The sequence below is a fragment of the Cytobacillus sp. MT66 genome, assembly GCF_058792595.1.
Genome location: NZ_JBXAFB010000004.1, coordinates 156,315 through 174,836, shown reverse-complemented (window position 1 = coordinate 174,836; position 18,522 = coordinate 156,315). Strand labels below are relative to the sequence as shown.

The following is an 18,522-nucleotide window of genomic DNA, read 5'->3' as shown; positions in this document are numbered from 1 at the left end:
TTTCAGACGCTCTTTCAATCTGCATCTTTTTGCTACCCCTTATATTAACATAGTTTCAATGATTATTTCCTATCCAAAGTCTACAAAATTGCGAACTTTATGGGAAACCATATTTTCAACGAAAAAAAGAGAGATTTGTCACAGCAAACCTCTCCAGCAATTGATATACTATTTATTTAAATGTATAATTGGCCGGTGATTTCCGCTCCAATCAACTAAGTGGTTAGAATTAACATTTGAATTATGCTTGATTAAGATAATGTTCTTCTCAAGAATTCTTTTGTCCGTTCTTGAACTGGATGATTAAATATTTGCTCTGGGCTTCCCTCTTCAGCAATGACACCTTTGTCCATGAATACGACGCGGTCTGAGACCTCTTTGGCAAAGCCCATTTCATGGGTTACGATTAACATGGTTAGCCCGCTCTCTGCAAGCTCCTTCATAACCTTCAGAACCTCTCCAACCATTTCCGGGTCAAGTGCAGATGTTGGCTCATCGAATAAAAGCACATCAGGTTCCATTGATAGTGCTCTTGCAATGGCTACACGCTGTTTTTGTCCTCCAGACAGCTGCTTTGGTTTGGCATGAACAAATTTGTCCATTCCCACTACTTTTAAATATTTCATTGCTACCTGTTCTGCTTCTTTACGTGAGCGTTTTAGCACCTTTACTTGGCCAACCACACAATTGCTTAGGACATCATGGTTATTAAAAAGGTTAAATTGCTGAAAAACCATTCCAAGCTTTGTGCGATAGGCTGCAATATCGTGGTTATCATCAAGGATATTCTCGCCTTTATAGATGATTTGACCGCCGCTTGGCTTTTCCAATAAATTGATGCAGCGGAGAAGAGTTGATTTGCCGGAACCCGATGAGCCAATGATACAGACTACCTCTCCCTTGTTCACTGAAAAATCAATATCCTTAAGCACTTCATGCGTACCAAAGGATTTACTTAGATGCTGAACTTCTATTACCTTTTCCATCCTCTCGCTCCTTTGGACTATTAGTGATCTTTTTTCTTCAATATATCGTCTGGTGTCTCTACCTGCATTTGGTTAGCATACATGCTGTAATTTTCCGGTCCATCTAGTTTCTTTTCAATGTATTGTAAAATCCTGGTTACTGTAAAAGTCATGATAAAATATAACACACAGGCAACAAAGAAGGATTCAAAATATCTGAAATTATTTCCAGCGATTGATTTCGTTTGGAAGAACAGTTCAGAAACGGAGATAACACTAAGTACAGACGTATCTTTAATGTTGATGACAAATTCGTTTCCTGTTGCTGGCAGTATGTTTCGGATGGCCTGCGGCAGCACCACATTATACATTGTTTGGAAGTGATTCATTCCTATTGCTTGAGCGGCCTCATACTGCCCTTTATCAATAGAGATAATCCCGCCGCGGATAATTTCTGACATATAGGCACCTGTGTTAATGGAAACAATAAGAATAGCTGCGAAAATACGGTCCATGTCTAAACCAAAGGCTAGAGCAGCCCCATAAAAAATAACCATTGCTTGAACAATCATCGGTGTACCGCGGAATATTTCAATATAGGCAGAAAGAAGTGCGTTGATTATTTTGAGGATCACTTTCTTTATCCCGCGTTCAGGCACGGGAATTGTGCGAACGACTGAAACAATTAGCCCTATAAGGAAGCCAATGATGGTTCCAATGATGGATATGAATAAAGTAATTCCAGCACCGCGCAAGAACATTGGCCAATTGTTTGAAACAATATCAATAACCCATTCTAGAGTCATAGTGTACCTCCTTTTAACAAAAAAGGGGACTGCCCAAAGGAAAGCCCCCTTTCGATTTTATTATTTAGCAGCTGGCTGATTTTTAATAGCAGCATCCATAATGCTTGAGCGTTCTTCTTCAGGGATACCTGCCAAGATTTCATTGATTTTCTCTGTTAATTCACTGTCTTTTGCCACACCAACGGCGATGGCTGTATCATCGTCAGATGTCTTAAATCCATCTGTAAATTCTACCATTTTAAAGTTTTCGTTAGCTGATTCAGCACTTACGCCTTCCGGACGTTCAGATACATATCCATCAATAACACCAGACTCCAGTGCAACCCTCATTGCCGGGAAGTTATCCATTGCTGGCTGTTTGCTAACCCCTTCGATTTGGTCGATCACTGAATAGTGGAAAGTATTTAGCTGCGCTGTTACTTTTGCACCGCTGAAATCTTTAATGGATGATGCTCCATCGTATTTTCCGCCTTTTTTAACAACCATGACTAAATCTGATTTATAATAGATATCTGAGAAATCAATGGACTTTTTGCGTTCTTCTGTTGGTGACATCCCAGCAATAATAGCGTCAATTTTCCCAGAAGCTAATGCTGGAACAAGTCCGTCCCATTCCGTTTTAACGATGACCAATTCCTTGCCTAAGCCTTCTGCAATTTTCTTTGCAATCTCAACATCGTAACCGCCTGCATATTCGGCGCTTCCGTCAATTTTCACTCCGCCATTAGAATCGTCGTTTTGTGTCCAGTTGAATGGCGCATACCCCGCTTCAAGGCCTACCTTAAAAGTACCTTTTTCCTCAGACGCTGCCCCATCAGAATTGTCTGAGCCGCTTTTGCTGTCACTAGTACCACAGCCTGCTAGTAACAATGCCAATGATAATGATAGTGCTAAAAGCAATGATAATTTTTTTAACATAACATTTCTCGCCCCTTTTTTTATTATTTCACAATATCGAGTATACAATTCGAACTATTTAGGTAATTCGAAAAATCAAAAAAGACCTGAGGTGAACTCAGGTCTTGTCTTGTCATCATTACCCAAATTTCATCTTCTTTCCCAAATGAGATAGCTCAACTCAATAAACCCGGGATTGTCTATTGAGACAGTCCTGCAGTTATTCACTGCAGACCCAGCCCGCAATACTGAGTATATTGCAAGCTTCGGCGATATTTCCTTCTCCCTAGCATCATTGTTTCTCAAGCTCCGCTAGAGACTAATAAACATCGCACCTCTACCTCACCTACAAAAAGATGAGGTCATATTTAATTTATTTGTAGTCTACAATATCATGTCCTATATGTCAATCGGACTATTAACCAATTTTGATAGAATAATAAATTGGTGAGTTTGGAATAAAAAACCTGACTCATTTAGAATCAGGTTTTTTAAGTTATCAATTCTCAGCTAATTTCGCTGTCATTTTTTTTTCCGTTTTTTCCTCTAATGGATCTGATGCTGGTTTCGCCCGTTTCATAAAGAAGGAAAGAATGAGTGCGACACAGATAATACCAGTTGCCACAAAGAAGGAGAAGTTAATTCCCTCTAACATAGACTTCATCATAATTTCTTGCTTCATTGCAGCGATTGCTGCCTCTGTTGGCTGTCCAGCCATGTTTTTCATGGCATCTTTAGCAAGGTCAGCTGCTGCAGACTCAGTCCTAGTGGACATTAAGGTTACTAGAAGTGCTGTACCAATCGCACCTGATACCTGGTTTAACGTGTTGTTCATAGCTGTTCCATGCGGATAGAAGCGTCTTGGCAATTGATTCAATCCATTAGTCGAAACAGGCATCATAACCATTGACATTCCAAAAGCACGGACAGAATAGACAATCATTAAATTGGCATAGGTTGTTTCCAATGTCAATTTGCTGAAAAGATAGGTTGTTACAGCCATAATGGCTAGACCCATTATCGCCAAAATACGGCCGCCAAATTTGTCAAATAATTTGCCGTTCACCGGTGACATAAACGCCATTATTAATGCTCCAGGAAGCAAGAGAAGCCCTGCATCCATCGGAGAAATCCCTCTAAGGGTCTGAACATATATAGGGAGTAAAATCATCCCTGAAAAGAGAGCCATGTTTACAATCATTGTGATCGCTGATGATAAGGCAAACATTGGATACTTATAAACACCAAAGTTTAACATCGGCCGTTCTTTCTTGGATTGGAGAACAATGAAGATAACTAAACTAATAGCCCCTAAAATGATTGTTCCGTAAACGAGAGGGCTATCCCATCCTTTATTCCCCGCTGAACTAAATCCATATAGAATACCGCCAAACCCGATACTTGATAAGGTGAGCGAGAAAACATCCAGGCGGATATTCACTTTTTCCTTTTTATCTTTAAGCATGAAGAACCCGATCAATAATACTACTATGGCAATAGGAGTAATAAAGTGGAAAAGCATTCTCCAGTCATAGTGCTCAATGATCCAGCCAGATAATGTTGGACCAATGGCTGGCGCAAACATGAGGATTAATCCAAAAACCCCCATGGCTGCCCCTCTTTTTTCCACTGGGAAACTGACAAGCATCACGTTCATTAAGAGCGGCATAAGAATGGCTGAGCCTGAAGCCTGAAGCATACGCCCTGTTAATAAAGTTGGGAAAATGTGGGCAGTACCAGCAAGTATGGTTCCTGCAGAAAATAAAATCATTGCTGATAAAAAGATTCGTCTGACTGAATATTTTTCAATTAAAAAGGCTGTTGCCGGGATTAAAATACCGTTCACAAGCATGAATCCAGTTGCAAGCCATTGAACCGTCGTTTCTTTAATATTCAGGTCCAACATAATTGAAGGCAAAGCAATATTTAATAATGTATTATTTAAAAAAGCAATAAAGGCTCCGATCATTAGAATAGCTATAATGCCATACGGCGGACGTGCCTGATTTTTTATATCGTCACCCATGTATATACCCCCTATACTTTCGGTTCATTATTTTATACTGTTATTTCACAGATTCATATCATATACCATTAGTTCAAAATTTGCAATCAAAAAATTACATGATTTATAAACGATTGTGCTGAACCTGAAAATAATATAAGATATAATTTGTACCAACGGTTCAATTACGTATTAACGGTTCAATTCCTATTAAAGGTGATTTTATGAATGATAGAAAACAGCACGTCATTACTATGGCCCATCAGCTATTTATTGAAAAAGGCTTCCAGGCGACGTCTATTCAAGATATTTTAGATTACAGCGGAATTTCAAAGGGTACATTTTATAATTATTTTGCTTCGAAAAACGAGCTGCTAATCGCCCTTATTAAAACCTTACTAAAAGAGGTTGAAAAAAAACGGGATGAATTGCTTATTGGTCAGGATCCTTCTAATATAGAAGTTTTTAGTAAACAGCTTGAATTACAATTTAAGGTGAATAGAAGAAATAAGCTATTATCCCTTTTTGAAGAGGTCATTTCGTTAAACGATGCAGATCTTAATAAATTTATTCGGCGCGGTCATTTTCAATATCTCCACTGGCTCTATGTCCGATTTCTAGATCTCTTCGGAGAAAGCAAGAAGCCTTATTTGCTTGATTGTGCCATTATGTTCATGGGTATTTTGCACCAAAATATTAAATATAGAGAGATGGAGCTTAAATCTCAGGCAAACATCCATGAAATTGTCAGTTATAGTGTAAAACGGCTGGTAAAGATGGTAGAGGATGTGTCAGAATCAGGAGACCAGCTAGTCTCGCCAGAACTTCTAGAGAAATGGCGGCCGGCATACAGCAATGACGAAATAGATGCACAAAAGAAAATAAATAAGACCATATTAATCCTAAAAAAAAGGCTTACACACAAAAGCGACCAGTCCAGATACTTTGAATTACTGGACTTTATCCAGGAAGAGCTTCTGCATTCCAAAGAACCGAGAACCTACCTGATCGAAAGCACCTTAGCAGCCTTAAAAAAGCGCAGCGATCTATTCGACCAGAATGAAATTGAAAAACTCGAACAGCTCGCTAAGATACTTTAGCACTTTAAACAATCGGGGGTCAGTCCCCCATCGCTTTAACGCGATGAGGGACTGACCCCGTTTTTATTTGCTAGTTTTAAGATCTTGTTTTCGTAGTAGCGTGCTTTCTTTTTGTTATGGTTGGCATTGAAAAAGGCAATGACATCGAGCATAGCATTTTCATACAGCTCCTGATCCCCGGCCTGTTCAAGATAGCGGAGTCCATTTTCGTAATGCATGCCCGCCTGCGCCTTATTTGGCTTTTCCTTATGTTCTAAGCAATACGCATACTGCATATAGATCATTCCCAGTTTCCTGTTCGTTATACCGTGATCTTTATCTTTATGGTAGATCGCTATCGCCTGTTCATAGAATGGTAGGGCTTCATTAATCTTGCCTAAATCAAAACTGATATACCCTAATTCTGTTAGGACTTCGGCATGAATCAGCGTATCTTTCAAAACGGAGTCTGCTAAAAGGATTAGAGCATTAGTTAGATAAACCGCAGCTTCTTTGCCTTTTTCAATCTTCCCATAAATGGCGCCAAGTGCTGCCAGCATATGTATGCTTGCTTCTTCCTGATCCCCGGCTAACTCAAGGCCTTTCTCCAAATAACCAATCGCCTCTTCATTCCTGTCAAGATTGGCCGATAACATTCCAAGTTTAAAATACAAAATTGGAAGCATCTTAAGATCTTCTTTCTGATCCTCATTCATACAGGAAATGGCCCGCTGATAGTATTTAATGGCCCTTGGCAGTTTTTCCAGCTTTTCTTCCGCTTCAGCAAGCAAAAGGAAAGTCTTTTTCATTATTAAATCTGAAACATCATCTTTTCCCTCAAATTTATTTGCTGTTTCGGACACGATTCTTCGCGCCAATTTCAAATCTATCTGTATAGTCAATTCGCCTAGAAAAAGCAGTTTTTCGTAATCATCTTCTGCGATGAGCGGATAAAGCTCCTGTATGCACCTGCGGGCATTTTCCCGCATTCCCATTTGAAGATAGCTCACAAGCTCTAAAAAAAGAAGCTCTTTCATCATTTCCCCATGGTTTAATGTCTTTTTTGCCAGCTCAATTGAACCAATGGCATCAGAATACCTTTCCTCTTGAAAAGATTCCAATACATTCTGTATATCCTTGTTATCCGCATAATTCCTTAACAAATCCAGCGATGGATTCAAATCAAACTCCTGTAATCCTTCCATACAATCTCCTCCCTCCTTATACATTATAGATAAATAGAATACACCTTAAACATTTTTCCGCTTTAAAGCAATGGGGGTCAGTCCCCCGCCGCTTTAAAGCGGCATAGGGACTGACCCTTTTTTTTCTTCCATTGGCAATTAAGTTATTGAGTTTTAAATTTGTTTATCATTATCAGCAATTCTTCAGACATCGCAGATAAGGATGCGGCAAAGGAAAAGATTTCTTCAATTGATGCAGTCTGTTCTTCTGTGGATGCAGATACTTCCTGTGTCCCTGAAGATGTTTCTTCTGCAGCTTCAGAAATAAACTTCATCGTTTGTACGACCTGCTCAGCGCCGGCGGCCATTTGCTCAACAGCAACTGTCACCTCTTGAATTTGCGAAGTTACTTCATTAATCGCAGTTTCTATCTGTGAAAAAGACTCTCCTGCCTGATTAACTAAACCTATTCCCGCAGCTACTTCACCTGTTACTTCGTCCATAGCCTGAACAACATTTCTGGTTTCGTTTTGCATGGACCCCACCAAATGCGATATTTCCTTCGCTGAATGGGCTGATTGTTCGGCGAGTTTACGAACCTCATCGGCAACAACCGCAAAGCCTTTTCCATGCTCCCCAGCCCTGGCCGCTTCTATTGCAGCATTTAAAGCTAGTAAATTGGTCTGTTCAGCTATTCCTGTAATCACCTCAATAATTTTTCCAATCTCACTTGACCGGTTGCCTAATTCCTGTACCTCCGTTGACAAACGCGTGAATTTTTCATTAATAAAATTCATCTGCTCTATAGCTGTATGTACAGAGTCATTACCAGATAGCGCTTTGTTTGAAGCTTCCATCGACAGCGATGAAACATTACCTGTACGATCAGCAATTTGCTGTACGCCAATGGACATTTCATCTATCGTCTGGAAAGTCTCCTCTATATTTTGAACTTGATGGTCCACACCCATGGCAACCTGATTCATTGTTACGGCGATTTGCTTAGATACAAAATTCGTCTTCTCTGCGCTTTCAGTCAGCTGTCCGGCTGAAAATGCAAGCTTATTCGCATTTGAAGAAACTTGAAGAATAATGGCTTTAAGATTTTCAGCCATAAAATTTAGCGTATGGGCTAAGTCGCCAATCTCATCCTTATTTTTAACCTTTATGTTCTCAACAGATAAATCGCCATCAGCAACCTTTTTGGCAAACTTTATTAAAGTTGTTAACGGCTTTGTTTTTCTTCTAATAATCCAAATCGTAATGGCACAAGCAATCAGCATTGGCAAAAGTCCAAGCAGGAAACTATCCTTTACTGATGCAAAAGTTCTTTCACTAACAATTTTTGCATCAAAATCAATGGCATTTAGCGCAATGATTTCTTTATTCGGATCATGATCCTTAAAGATAGGTGCATATCCTGTAATTCTCTTCATCCCGCCGAACTCATAAATCTCTGAATACTGCGGGTGCTTTGTTTCTTTAATGGCTTTTATGACGTCATCATTAATTGGAAATTTGTCTCCAGGCTTAAATCCCTGTTCTTTCATATTCTTATCTCCAGTCAAAAACGTTCCGTCAAGAAGCAGTATGTATTGTCCTTCAAAAATTTGCTTATGCTCGGTTGTCCAATTTAACGTTTCCTGAAGTTCTATAGGATTCTTTTCCCCATTAATCATCTTCTCAATTTCTTTAGGATCAATTAATCCCGTCGTAATGTTTGCACATCCAACAGCCTCTATGCCAGCTGCCTCATATGTTTTGTCATAGCTGACGCGGTAGTTTGAAACAGATGTAATGATCATCGAAGCGAAAATGACCGCTACAATGATAATCCCCAGCTGCCCTGCAATAGTTTTCCTCAAATTTCTTTTCCCCCTGGATTTTCTAATCTATTTACCTTCTATATAGTAATAATTACCTGCATATTATATCAAAAATCACTTTTACTTTTGACGAACTTTTTGAATAAAAAATGAATTAATCTGTATTTTTTAACCAAAAGATTATAATAATGATATATGAAATCGTAAGGGGAAGATTTAATTGCATATTTATTCAAGCCAGCAAATAAAGGAGATTGATCAAGGCGCGACTGAGAAAGGGATGTCTTTATTTTCGCTTATGGAAAATGCGGGAAGCGGTTTGTTTAGAGAAATCTATCCGCTGCTTCAAAAGTCAAATACGATATTGATTCTTTCAGGGAAAGGAAATAACGGCGGGGATGGGATTGTACTTGCACGGTATTTAAAAAATTATGGCTTTCAGGCTGAGTTAGCCTTTCCTTTAGGTATGCCTCAGACAAAGACGGCACAAGAACACCTGGACTACTACCTTTCATGCGGTTACAAAATAAGCGAGTTTTCGCAGGATTGTCAGGCAGATTGGGTAATTGACGCCCTATTAGGTGTCGGGAGCACCCTTCCGTTAAGGCCTGGCGCAGCACAATTAACAAAATGGATGAATGAACAAAAAGGAAAAACGATCTCAATTGATGTGCCAACCGGTGTTTCCTCGGATGATGGAAATATAGATGAACATTGTGTAGTGGCAGACTATACCTTCTGTCTTCATGGCTATAAGCCTTCTGCCTTTCTCTTCCCTTCTTCGGATTACTATGGGGTAACATCAGCTGTCGATATAGGTCTTGCGCAAACGAGCAGCTAGAGAGTCTTGAAAGAGGAGGATGTACGGGGGGCTTGGCCAAAAAGGACAGGGAATACTCATAAAGGAACATTTGGGACAGCTTTATTACTTGCGGGCAGCGATGAAATGCCAGGAAGTGCGGCACTGGCTGCCATTGGCGCACTCCGTTTTGGAACTGGCAAGCTGGCGATTGCCACAAGCAGACATGCGGCTGCGATTATTGGCACATTTGTACCTGAAGCTACTTTTCTCTATAATTTTCATTCTTCCGAAATGACGGCCGGATACTCATGCATTGGAATCGGACCAGGTCTTCTTCCCAATACAGAGCTTGAAAAGCAGATTTCTACTATACTCAACTATTCGGTTCCCGTTGTCCTGGATGCTGGTGCATTAAGCAATAGAACATACATGAAAAGAGATGATGCTACTATTCTTACACCACATCCCGGTGAATTTAGCCGGATGATTGGAAAGTCCACAAGGGATATCCAGCGAAATAGAATATTATATGCCTCCCAATATGCCAAAGAAAATCATGTAACAGTCGTTTTAAAAGGCAAATATACTGTGATCGCTTTTCCCGATGGATCTGGCTTGATAAATCCAACCGGTAATAGAGCCCTGTCCAAGGGAGGTACAGGCGACACCCTAACAGGCATGCTCACAGCCAGCGTCGGCACCTGCAAAAACATCAAGGATGCCGTTGCCAATGCAGTTTACATACACGGCCTATGTGCAGACGAATGGCTAAAAACCAACGGTGAACAAACCATGCTTGCACACGACTTCAACCAGCTCCTGCCAAAAATCACAGCCGCTTTAGCGCAGTAAAATGATGGGGGACAGTCCCCCAATGCTTTAAAGCGGCGGGGGACTGTCCCCCGCCGCTTTAAAGTGCAAAAGAAATGATCCCTATTTTCAGTAGCTTGAGGATTCTCCATTGTTTTTTCCGCCGAAGTGAAATCCGAATTGGCCGCCGTATTTTCCAATATTGCCGCCTAACTGGGCTCCGACTCCTTTGCCGCCGCCTAATTGGCCGCCTGCCTGAACTCCAAGCCCTTTTTTCCCGCCTAGATGCCCCCCTGCATAAGCACCCAAACCATGTCCGCCTCCTAAATGGCCGCCTGCTTCAGCACCAAGGCCATATTTGCCGCCAAATGAACCGCCTGCATGCATACCAAGTCCATGGCTGCCGCCTAGCTGGCCACCTGCTTGAACACCAAGGCCATATTTACCTCCGAGCGATCCGCCCGCATGCATACCTAATACTTGACCGCCTCCTAGCTGCCCGCCAGTATATACACCAAGACCGTGCGTACCCAACATGTGACCTCCAAGATTTAACCCTGCCCCGCTGCCTGCCCCAAAGTTTCCGCCTGCATAAAGACCGCCTAGCTGTCCGCCGAGCTTCCAATATCCAGGAGGATAACTTGTATAATAAGACATAGGGTATGGATAAGTATATTGATAGTATGAAGGAGAACGGGGATCAGTTCTATAATGATGAGGACCTAATGCCATTTCCAAAACCTCCAATCAGATTGATGCTTTAGTTTATGCATCTATAGGGGGGCATGACACTTGGCCAATATGATGAAAAAGGCCAGATATGAAGCTGTATCGTTTTTAATCACATATTTTTTAAGAATATTGTCCTAATATTTCTAAATATTCATATAATTAAGCAAAACACACAGCATTGTTCATTAAAAGAAACAACATCTCTCCTAGTACAGCAAAACCTATTGGAGGTGATTATTAAAAATACGGCCCCTTCAACTTCATTTACTGTGGTGCACCGGTTTAATACCTTATAACTGCGCACGCGGGGAGGAATGTGTATGGAAAAACAGCTGGGTTTTTGGAAACTTGGAACCTTTGGTCTGCAGCACGTCTTAGCAATGTATGGCGGAGCCGTCGTTGTTCCACTCATCGTCGGTCCGGCTATCGGACTAACCGAAGCAGAAGTTGCTTATTTAATCTCCATTGACCTTTTCACATGCGGTATCGCAACATTTTTGCAAGTTGTCGGCAACAAGTATTTTGGCATACGAATGCCCATTATTATGGGGGTAGCCTTTCAGGCAGTTGGGCCAATGATTGCCATTGGTACGATGCAGGGGGTGCCCTCGATTTTTGGTGCGATCATAGCTGCTGGTGCCATTGTCATATTCCTGGCACAATTTATGGATAAGATCATCCCCTTTTTCCCGCCGGTTGTTACTGGTTCAGTTGTTGTCATCATAGGTACATCCTTAATTGGAGCCGCAATGGGAAATATAACCGGGCAGCCGAATGATCCCGGCTTTGGCAGTCTGACCAATTTATTTCTGGCTGGATTAACCCTTCTGATCATCGTCATCTTAAATCGCTTTTTCACCGGCTTTATGAAAGCGATTTCAATACTCATGTCCTTAGTAATAGGAACAGTTGTAGCCGCATTTATGGGGATGGTTGATTTTTCTTCTGTAGGTGAAGCCTCCTGGTTCCATATGGTCACGCCATTCCGTTTTGGGCCGCCTGAATTTCACTTAAGCGCTATTCTCAGCATGACACTTGTCGGCATTGTCAGCATGATGGAAGCTACAGGAGTGTATTTCGCTCTAGCAGAGGTTATTGATAAAAAAATTAATGGAAATGACGTTAAAAAGGGACTTCGTGCTGAAGGTCTTGCACAAATCATCGGTGGTATCTTCCAGGCATTTCCTTATACAACGTTTTCACAGAACGTCGGCCTTATCGCCTTAACTGGCGTCAAGCAGCGGAAAGTCGTTGTTGCCTCCGGGGTGATCTTAGTAACTCTTGGACTGTTGCCAAAGGTTGCTGCCTTGACATTGATTATTCCAAATCCTGTTCTTGGCGGCGCCATGATTGCCATGTTTGGTATGGTTATGGCATCAGGGATTCGCCAGCTATCACATGTAGATTTCCGCAAAACAGAAAATCAGCTTATCGTAGCACTTTCTGTTGGCCTAGGTTTAGGTGTTTCGATTGCTCCAGATGTATTTGCGAATGTTCCGCAAAGTATCCGTATTCTCGTAGAAAATGGTATTGTAACAGGCGGTTTCGCCGCAGTGGCCCTTAACCTTATCCTAAATGGCGTCAAAAGCGGCAGTGGAAGAGATTTGGCCAAAGAGGGTTCTGCACATATTTAGTTATACAGCAAAAACCCCATCTAAGCGATGGGGTTTAATTTTCATTTAAAACATACTAAGATCATAATTTCGCGATAATAACTCCAGGAGTCTAATCCCAGCAATACTGTTGCCTTTGTCATCTAGTGCTGGACCAAAAATGCCTATGCCAAACTTGCCGGGAACCGCTCCCATGATTCCGCCTGACACGCCGCTTTTGGCGGGAATCCCAATTTTTATGGCAAATTCTCCAGATGCATTATACATTCCGCAGGTCACCATAAATGTTTTACAAATTCGCGCAATCTTTTCTGGCATAATCTGCTTCCCATTCACAGGGTCAATCCCGTCCATCGCAAAAATCATCCCGATCCTTGCCAAATCCAAACAATTCATTTCCACCGCACATTGCTTTGTATATAAGTCCAGTAATGACTCAACATCCTCATTAATGGTTTTATGCTGCTTGAGAAAATAGCATAAAGCCCTGTTTAAGTCCGCGGTTTCAAATTCTGATGAAGCTACTTTTTCGTTATATCCAGTATGGGTATTGCCCGTCAATTCCCGGATAAAGCCTAATAACCGATTGAATCGCTCCTCCACCGAATTCCCTGCAATCATATGGGTGACCACAAGGGCCCCTGCATTAATCATCGGGTTGAGCGGTTTGGCCGGAGTCATTGTTTCCAATTTGGCAATCGAGTTAAATGGATCACCTGTAGGCTCCATGCCAACCCGTTTAAATACATAGGGAAAGCCCCTATCCTTCAATACAAGCGCTAAGCTGATAACCTTGGAGATACTCTGTAAAGTAAACTTTTTATTAATATCCCCTGCAGATATACATTTTCCATCAGGATAATAAATAGCTATCGATAAATCACTGGAATTGGCTTTGCCCAATTCAGGAATATAGTCGGCTACCTTTCCTTCCTTTGCACAGTTCCTTGCTTCATTCACTAATATTTTCAGTTCATTACTTGATTGACATGGCATTCATCATCACCATTTATAGTATGGGCGAATCTGATGCCAGTCATTCGAAATGAATAGATTATTAGCTTTGTGCTGACTCACTTTTTGAAAAAAGCTTTGCAATGGAAAATTGTTTGCTTCCATTAACAGCTAAGAATAATGCCATTGCTAAGAATGCCAGGTCTAACTCATATCCCGCTCCTTGTCCATTGCCTAAGAAGCCAGCTGCTAATTTCACCTTAATAATTGCTCCAGCCATAACCAGTACAAACAAGGATGCTACCACTCTTGTTCCTAGACCAAGCACTAATGCAATTCCGCCAACTAATTCTATAACTGCCACAACATAGGCCATAAATCCAGGTATGCCGATGCTGTCAAACCATCCAGCTGTATTTTCAATTCCTCCTTGAAATTTAGCCAGTCCATGTATAAAGAATGTCACTCCTAAAACTACTTGTAATATAATTGCACCAATTTCACTTTTTAAGTTCATTATATTTCTCTCCTTTTTATAAATCTCAATTTCCTATATTTTTAATTCAAGATATAAACCAAAAATTTTTAACTAATTAATTTATTAACCAAACTGCCAAACACTGTGACTTAAATTTCCATATCTAAAACTTCGATGCAGCAACGATGCTTTACGGCTATCATCTGCAGCTCCCATAGCATAGAAAATAGGAATAAAGTGCTCTGAACCATATGGCGGAACTGCGATTTCTGCATGTGGTGCCAAAGAATCGTATTTAAATAAGGATGGCAGATCCCATTTTTGCAGATGAAAGGCTAGCCAGCTATCAAATTCAAGTGCCCATGGATCAGCCTCGCCATGGTCAACCCATTTTATTGCTCTAAGGTTATGCACTGTACCTCCGCTGCCAATAATTAGTACATCCTTTTCCCGTAACACGGTTAAAGCTTTGCCAATGCTGTATTGCTCTTCAGGTGTTAGCCTGGAATTCACTGACATTGAAATGACTGGAATATCTGCGTCCGGATAGAGTAAACGCAGAACAACCCATGCTCCATGGTCTAACCCTCGCTGTGTCTCAATTTCATAAGGTATATTGCTCTCTGCAAATAAACCCTCAATTTCTTTAGAAATTTCCTGATCCCCTTGTGCAGGATATTGGATTTTGTATAAGGCTTCATCAAAGCCGCCAAAATCATAAATGGTGCTATATTGGTCAACCCGGCTTACTTTTTGCGCTCCAGATTCCCAATGGGCACTAAATAACACAATGGCCTTTGGCCTAGGCATTGTTTTGCCTAATTGAGCTAAAAATTGTGTATACTCATTATTTTCAATAGCAAGCAATGGTGCACCATGGGCAATAAATAATGATGGCATCATTTTGCATACCTCCTTGTCTTTTTGTTTATCTTTTTACATCCTCTATGAGCCATTTACGAAAATCTAGATAATTATTTTCAGATACAGTATGTCCAACAGGATAATTTTTAAAGGTAACAGGAAAACCTAATTTTGAAAAATATTCGCTGTTTTCCTTCCCCCAGTCAAATGGCAGAACTTGATCGTATTCTCCGTGTGAAATAAATACAGCTAACATTCCACCTGGATGAATCTCATATTCTTCCTTTACAAACAAGGGGATATATCCGCTTAGCGCAACTACACCCTTTATTGCAGGAAGCGTTAATGCAAGCGACATGGACATAATGGCCCCTTGGCTAAATCCCATCAGATAAAATTGACTTTCATCAATGGGATAATTTTGTGAAGCATACTCAATAAATTGGGTTAATCTATACATTCCCTCGTCAAATACGTCCCGGTGCGGTTTCCCATAGCCCTGAATGGTAAAAAAAGCGTATCCAGGCCCTTGGGTCAGATGGCCCCTTATACTGAAAATATAAAAGGATTCCTCTAAACCATTCACCAGCGAAAGCATGTCTTGTTCATTGCTTCCCATCCCATGCATAACAAACAATGCTGGATACTTCTTACCAGGAATAGCATTCTTTGGGGATCGAAGTTCATAGATCATTGAGGCTTCCATTATGGTGTCCCTCCTTTTTTACTGCGTATTTTATCTAAAAGATTGAATTTTATTTATATAAACAAATGTTTCATACCAAGAAACAAAAACTCAAAAAAAATAAACCGTTGTTTCTAAATATGAATCTTTGTTCTTTTTGAGAATACCACCTTAACTCTAGCATGTCAATTATTTATTTGTTAATATGAAATTAAGTTTTTAAATAAGAAACTTTAGAGGTGCTAAACATGGATATTGGATCTAAGATACGAACGATCAGAAATAGAAAAAAAATTACGATTGCACAAATGTGTGAGGCTACTGGCCTGTCAAAAGGGTTTATCAGCAATGTTGAAAATAACAATACTTCCCCGTCTATCAGCACATTACAAACCATTGCTAATTTCCTGAAAGTTCCATTGCCGTATTTACTGTTAGAAAAAGATGAACATATGACCGTTATTCGAAAAGAAGAAAGGGAATTTACTATCTCAAAAGAACCAGATTTAAAGGTTGAGCATTTAGCAACGAGAGGCGGTCTAAGCTTAAGACTAGTTGAATTTCCCCCTGGCTACTCGACAGGTGAACGAAAAGCACATGAGGGCGAGGAATGTCACTTAGTCCTAAAAGGGAAAATACTTGCAGAACAAGGTGAAGACTCCTATATCCTCGAAGAAGGGGACACCTTCAGCTGGTGTGCAAGCGTCCCCCACTTTGTTAAAAATATCGGGGATGAGACTGCAGAAGTGCTGATTGCGGTTTATACAGAAAGCTAAAATGCCAGGTATCGGGTATGTACCGATGACCTTGTTTCGCGGAATGTCCATTAATATAATAGTGAGTTAAATTTTTACAAAAATTCTTTACTTTGGAATTAAAAGCATTTACAATATATTGTAGTTCGTAATGAACAATATTTTCCAAGGGGGTATGTATGATGAAAAGATTTCAAAAGCTTTACAACATAAATTTCATAGTACAGCCCATGGGAAAAATGTGAGTCTTGTCTTTTATATTTGTGAGATTGTAGCATATATCCATTTTATTATTTGTTCATTCACAACCATGGGCTGCCATTTATCAGTCGATGGTTTTTTATTTCTAGAATGAATGTGTTCTTTGAAAAAATAAACCGTATTCGAGGCGGTTTATTTTTTTTACATTAAAATTGGAGGCGCTGCAATTGGATTTACAAATATTAGGCTGGAATTCATTTTTTGAAGAGGGCTTTAAAGAATACAAACAACAGGGATTTGAGGTTGCCAGAGTTGCTTTAGAGCATAAAAGGCTATATAGAGTTTTATCTGAACACGGAGAGTTATTGGCGGAGGTGTCCGGCAAGCTGCGGTTTCATGCATCAGAACGGCAGGATTTTCCGGCTGTCGGAGATTGGGTTGTGATTAGCGCAAGACCAGATGAACAAAAAGCAACCATTCATGGCATTTTGCCGCGAAAAAGCAAGTTTTCCAGAAAAGCGGCGGGTGATACAACCGAGGAACAAATCGTAGCCGCAAATATTGATACCATTTTTCTTGTTAATGCATTAAATGCTGACTTTAACGTTCGCCGCATTGAAAGATATGTGTTAACTGCCTGGGAAAGCGGAGCGAATCCGGTGATTATTTTAAGCAAAGCTGATTTGTGTGATGATGTACAACAAATGATTCAGCAAGTTGAGTCAGTCGCATTTGGTGTACCCATACACGCCATAAGTGCTGAAAAAAATATCGGAATGGAACAGCTTACCCCCTATTTAGACGGCGGGAAGACCATTGCGCTGCTGGGATCTTCAGGAGTGGGAAAGTCGACAATTACCAATGCTTTTTTAGGCCGAGATAAACAAGAAGTGAAAACCATTCGTGAGGGCGACGACCGCGGCCGGCATACAACAACCCATCGCGAGTTAATCGTCTTAGACAGCGGCGGAATTTTAATTGATACACCCGGAATGCGCGAGCTGCAGCTCTGGGATGCTAATGAGGGCTTGCATCAAAGCTTCTCCGATATTGAAGGACTATTCGAAAACTGCCGGTTTCGAGACTGCTCACATACAAAGGAACCTGGATGTGCTGTTCAGAAGGCACTTTCTGAAGGAATACTGGATGAGAGCAGATATGCAAGCTATGTGAAACTACAAAAGGAGCTTGCTTTTTTGGAACGAAAAAGCAACCAGCGGGCTGCACTAGCTGAAAAAGCCAAATGGAAGCAAATCTCCGGCTTCCAAAAAAAGATTAAGAAAAATAGGTAATTAGCTAAAACAAGTCAGGTCCTCAGTGCATGAAGGCACTGGGGGACTGACTGCTAAACCACGATGATTTAGTTCAATCTAGACCTTTTCATGCTGATAAATATGCTCCACTAATTCTTCATACACTTTCATTGATAACTCCGGATCTGGATCTACGCCTGGTTTCTTCGGAATATTAAACTTAGATAAATCGAAATGATACTTAGGCTTAACATCATGCCTAGCTAACGAAGCCTTACAGCATGATAGAGGACATCCATCAATAGCAATGATATCCCGTCCTGATTTTGCTGTCCTCACAAGCGGTTTAACATCTCCCCCAACACCTGCGATACAAGACATTTCAGCTAATTTTTCCCGGTCCATTTTAATAGCAATCATATTGGCAGATTGTGCTGCCGAAGAGCATCCTGAACATGAGTATACGATAGGTAAATCCGACTTTTTCACTGTGAAGACTCCCTTCCCCCATTTAGAAAATCTGCATTACAAACATCTTGGAGTGATTAACCTCTACTTTACTTGGTTTATTTTCAGAATTCTGTGAAATAAGTCACGATACCTATACATCGCC

Annotated in this window: 18 protein-coding genes and 1 riboswitch; of the genes, 6 read left to right on the top strand and 12 right to left on the bottom strand. The window is 40.7% G+C overall.

Translation table 11 applies throughout. The features are described from left to right. Positions 1 to 251: 251 nt before the first annotated feature. The 4 genes from AC1Q59_RS09295 to AC1Q59_RS09280 form a co-directional block, all read right to left on the bottom strand. Positions 252 to 986: an amino acid ABC transporter ATP-binding protein gene (locus tag AC1Q59_RS09295; RefSeq protein WP_492365533.1), complete on the bottom strand. Its 735-nt coding sequence runs from the start codon at positions 984 to 986 to the stop codon at positions 252 to 254. Between the two features lie 20 nt (positions 987 to 1,006). Continuing rightward, the gene (locus AC1Q59_RS09290) at positions 1,007 to 1,771 is read right to left on the bottom strand and encodes an amino acid ABC transporter permease (RefSeq protein WP_492365532.1); all 765 of its coding nucleotides are present in this window, start codon (positions 1,769 to 1,771) and stop codon (positions 1,007 to 1,009) included. Between the two features lie 60 nt (positions 1,772 to 1,831). Next, positions 1,832 to 2,689 (bottom strand): transporter substrate-binding domain-containing protein, encoded by an 858-nt coding sequence (locus AC1Q59_RS09285; protein ID WP_492365531.1) that lies wholly within the window; start codon positions 2,687 to 2,689, stop codon positions 1,832 to 1,834. A 143-nt stretch (positions 2,690 to 2,832) separates the two neighbouring features. Further along, positions 2,833 to 3,016: riboswitch (Lysine riboswitch) on the bottom strand. Positions 3,017 to 3,167: 151 nt separating this feature from the next. Next, a complete protein-coding gene (locus AC1Q59_RS09280) occupies positions 3,168 to 4,694 on the bottom strand; it encodes a DHA2 family efflux MFS transporter permease subunit (protein ID WP_492365530.1) in 1,527 nt (508 codons plus the stop codon). Positions 4,695 to 4,897: 203 nt separating this feature from the next. On the opposite strand from AC1Q59_RS09280, the gene AC1Q59_RS09275 reads away from it, so the two are divergent. Continuing rightward, positions 4,898 to 5,773, top strand: a complete 876-nt coding sequence (locus tag AC1Q59_RS09275) for a TetR/AcrR family transcriptional regulator (RefSeq protein ID WP_492365529.1) — start codon at positions 4,898 to 4,900, stop codon at positions 5,771 to 5,773. Positions 5,774 to 5,808: 35 nt separating this feature from the next. Here AC1Q59_RS09275 and AC1Q59_RS09270 read toward each other — a convergent pair whose 3' ends face one another. Both AC1Q59_RS09270 and AC1Q59_RS09265 read right to left on the bottom strand, forming a co-directional pair. Next, positions 5,809 to 6,957, bottom strand: coding sequence for a tetratricopeptide repeat protein (locus AC1Q59_RS09270; protein ID WP_492365528.1), 1,149 nt, complete (start codon positions 6,955 to 6,957; stop codon positions 5,809 to 5,811). A 143-nt stretch (positions 6,958 to 7,100) separates the two neighbouring features. Then, positions 7,101 to 8,801 carry a methyl-accepting chemotaxis protein gene (locus AC1Q59_RS09265; protein ID WP_492365527.1) on the bottom strand — a complete coding sequence of 567 codons (1,701 nt, stop codon included), beginning with the start codon at positions 8,799 to 8,801 and terminating at the stop codon, positions 7,101 to 7,103. Positions 8,802 to 8,982: 181 nt separating this feature from the next. Here AC1Q59_RS09265 and AC1Q59_RS09260 point away from each other — a divergent pair, with 181 nt between their 5' ends. Then, on the top strand, positions 8,983 to 9,603 hold the full coding sequence (locus tag AC1Q59_RS09260; RefSeq protein WP_492365526.1) for an NAD(P)H-hydrate epimerase: 621 nt from the start codon (positions 8,983 to 8,985) through the stop codon (positions 9,601 to 9,603). Between the two features lie 6 nt (positions 9,604 to 9,609). Then, positions 9,610 to 10,416 carry an NAD(P)H-hydrate dehydratase gene (locus AC1Q59_RS09255; RefSeq protein ID WP_492365525.1) on the top strand — a complete coding sequence of 269 codons (807 nt, stop codon included), beginning with the start codon at positions 9,610 to 9,612 and terminating at the stop codon, positions 10,414 to 10,416. An 87-nt stretch (positions 10,417 to 10,503) separates the two neighbouring features. Here AC1Q59_RS09255 and AC1Q59_RS09250 read toward each other — a convergent pair whose 3' ends face one another. Next, positions 10,504 to 11,106: a hypothetical protein gene (locus tag AC1Q59_RS09250; RefSeq protein ID WP_492365524.1), complete on the bottom strand. Its 603-nt coding sequence runs from the start codon at positions 11,104 to 11,106 to the stop codon at positions 10,504 to 10,506. 320 nt (positions 11,107 to 11,426) lie between these two features. On the opposite strand from AC1Q59_RS09250, the gene AC1Q59_RS09245 reads away from it, so the two are divergent. After that, positions 11,427 to 12,740, top strand: a complete 1,314-nt coding sequence (locus tag AC1Q59_RS09245) for a nucleobase:cation symporter-2 family protein (protein WP_492365523.1) — start codon at positions 11,427 to 11,429, stop codon at positions 12,738 to 12,740. 45 nt (positions 12,741 to 12,785) lie between these two features. Here AC1Q59_RS09245 and glsA read toward each other — a convergent pair whose 3' ends face one another. The 4 genes from glsA to AC1Q59_RS09225 all read right to left on the bottom strand — a co-directional run bounded on the left by glsA (position 12,786) and on the right by AC1Q59_RS09225 (position 15,721). Beyond that, the gene (gene glsA, locus AC1Q59_RS09240) at positions 12,786 to 13,715 is read right to left on the bottom strand and encodes a glutaminase A (RefSeq protein WP_492365522.1); all 930 of its coding nucleotides are present in this window, start codon (positions 13,713 to 13,715) and stop codon (positions 12,786 to 12,788) included. 61 nt (positions 13,716 to 13,776) lie between these two features. Next, the gene (locus tag AC1Q59_RS09235) at positions 13,777 to 14,190 is read right to left on the bottom strand and encodes a DoxX family protein (RefSeq protein ID WP_492365521.1); all 414 of its coding nucleotides are present in this window, start codon (positions 14,188 to 14,190) and stop codon (positions 13,777 to 13,779) included. An 84-nt stretch (positions 14,191 to 14,274) separates the two neighbouring features. After that, entirely contained in the window at positions 14,275 to 15,054 is a 780-nt protein-coding gene (locus AC1Q59_RS09230; RefSeq protein ID WP_492365520.1) for a dioxygenase family protein, read from the bottom strand. 25 nt (positions 15,055 to 15,079) lie between these two features. Next, positions 15,080 to 15,721, bottom strand: coding sequence for an alpha/beta hydrolase (locus AC1Q59_RS09225; RefSeq protein ID WP_492365519.1), 642 nt, complete (start codon positions 15,719 to 15,721; stop codon positions 15,080 to 15,082). Between the two features lie 227 nt (positions 15,722 to 15,948). On the opposite strand from AC1Q59_RS09225, the gene AC1Q59_RS09220 reads away from it, so the two are divergent. Together AC1Q59_RS09220 and rsgA are read left to right on the top strand one after the other, a co-directional pair. Then, positions 15,949 to 16,476, top strand: coding sequence for a helix-turn-helix domain-containing protein (locus AC1Q59_RS09220; protein ID WP_492365518.1), 528 nt, complete (start codon positions 15,949 to 15,951; stop codon positions 16,474 to 16,476). Positions 16,477 to 16,883: 407 nt separating this feature from the next. Further along, complete coding sequence (rsgA, locus tag AC1Q59_RS09215) at positions 16,884 to 17,948, top strand: ribosome small subunit-dependent GTPase A (RefSeq protein ID WP_492365517.1); 1,065 nt, start codon at positions 16,884 to 16,886, stop codon at positions 17,946 to 17,948. A 78-nt stretch (positions 17,949 to 18,026) separates the two neighbouring features. Here rsgA and AC1Q59_RS09210 read toward each other — a convergent pair whose 3' ends face one another. Then, entirely contained in the window at positions 18,027 to 18,398 is a 372-nt protein-coding gene (locus tag AC1Q59_RS09210; RefSeq protein WP_492365516.1) for a putative zinc-binding protein, read from the bottom strand. Between the last annotated feature and the right edge of the window lie 124 nt (positions 18,399 to 18,522).

Coding starts and splice junctions, on each gene's coding strand:
- AC1Q59_RS09295 (WP_492365533.1), bottom strand. CDS start 986: ATGGAAAAGGTAATAGAAGTTCAGCATCTAAGTAAATCCTTTGGTACG.
- AC1Q59_RS09290 (WP_492365532.1), bottom strand. CDS start 1,771: ATGACTCTAGAATGGGTTATTGATATTGTTTCAAACAATTGGCCAATG.
- AC1Q59_RS09285 (WP_492365531.1), bottom strand. CDS start 2,689: ATGTTAAAAAAATTATCATTGCTTTTAGCACTATCATTATCATTGGCA.
- AC1Q59_RS09280 (WP_492365530.1), bottom strand. CDS start 4,694: ATGGGTGACGATATAAAAAATCAGGCACGTCCGCCGTATGGCATTATA.
- AC1Q59_RS09275 (WP_492365529.1), top strand. CDS start 4,898: ATGAATGATAGAAAACAGCACGTCATTACTATGGCCCATCAGCTATTT.
- AC1Q59_RS09270 (WP_492365528.1), bottom strand. CDS start 6,957: ATGGAAGGATTACAGGAGTTTGATTTGAATCCATCGCTGGATTTGTTA.
- AC1Q59_RS09250 (WP_492365524.1), bottom strand. CDS start 11,106: ATGGCATTAGGTCCTCATCATTATAGAACTGATCCCCGTTCTCCTTCA.
- AC1Q59_RS09245 (WP_492365523.1), top strand. CDS start 11,427: ATGGAAAAACAGCTGGGTTTTTGGAAACTTGGAACCTTTGGTCTGCAG.
- glsA (WP_492365522.1), bottom strand. CDS start 13,715: ATGCCATGTCAATCAAGTAATGAACTGAAAATATTAGTGAATGAAGCA.
- AC1Q59_RS09235 (WP_492365521.1), bottom strand. CDS start 14,190: ATGAACTTAAAAAGTGAAATTGGTGCAATTATATTACAAGTAGTTTTA.
- AC1Q59_RS09230 (WP_492365520.1), bottom strand. CDS start 15,054: ATGATGCCATCATTATTTATTGCCCATGGTGCACCATTGCTTGCTATT.
- AC1Q59_RS09225 (WP_492365519.1), bottom strand. CDS start 15,721: ATGGAAGCCTCAATGATCTATGAACTTCGATCCCCAAAGAATGCTATT.
- AC1Q59_RS09220 (WP_492365518.1), top strand. CDS start 15,949: ATGGATATTGGATCTAAGATACGAACGATCAGAAATAGAAAAAAAATT.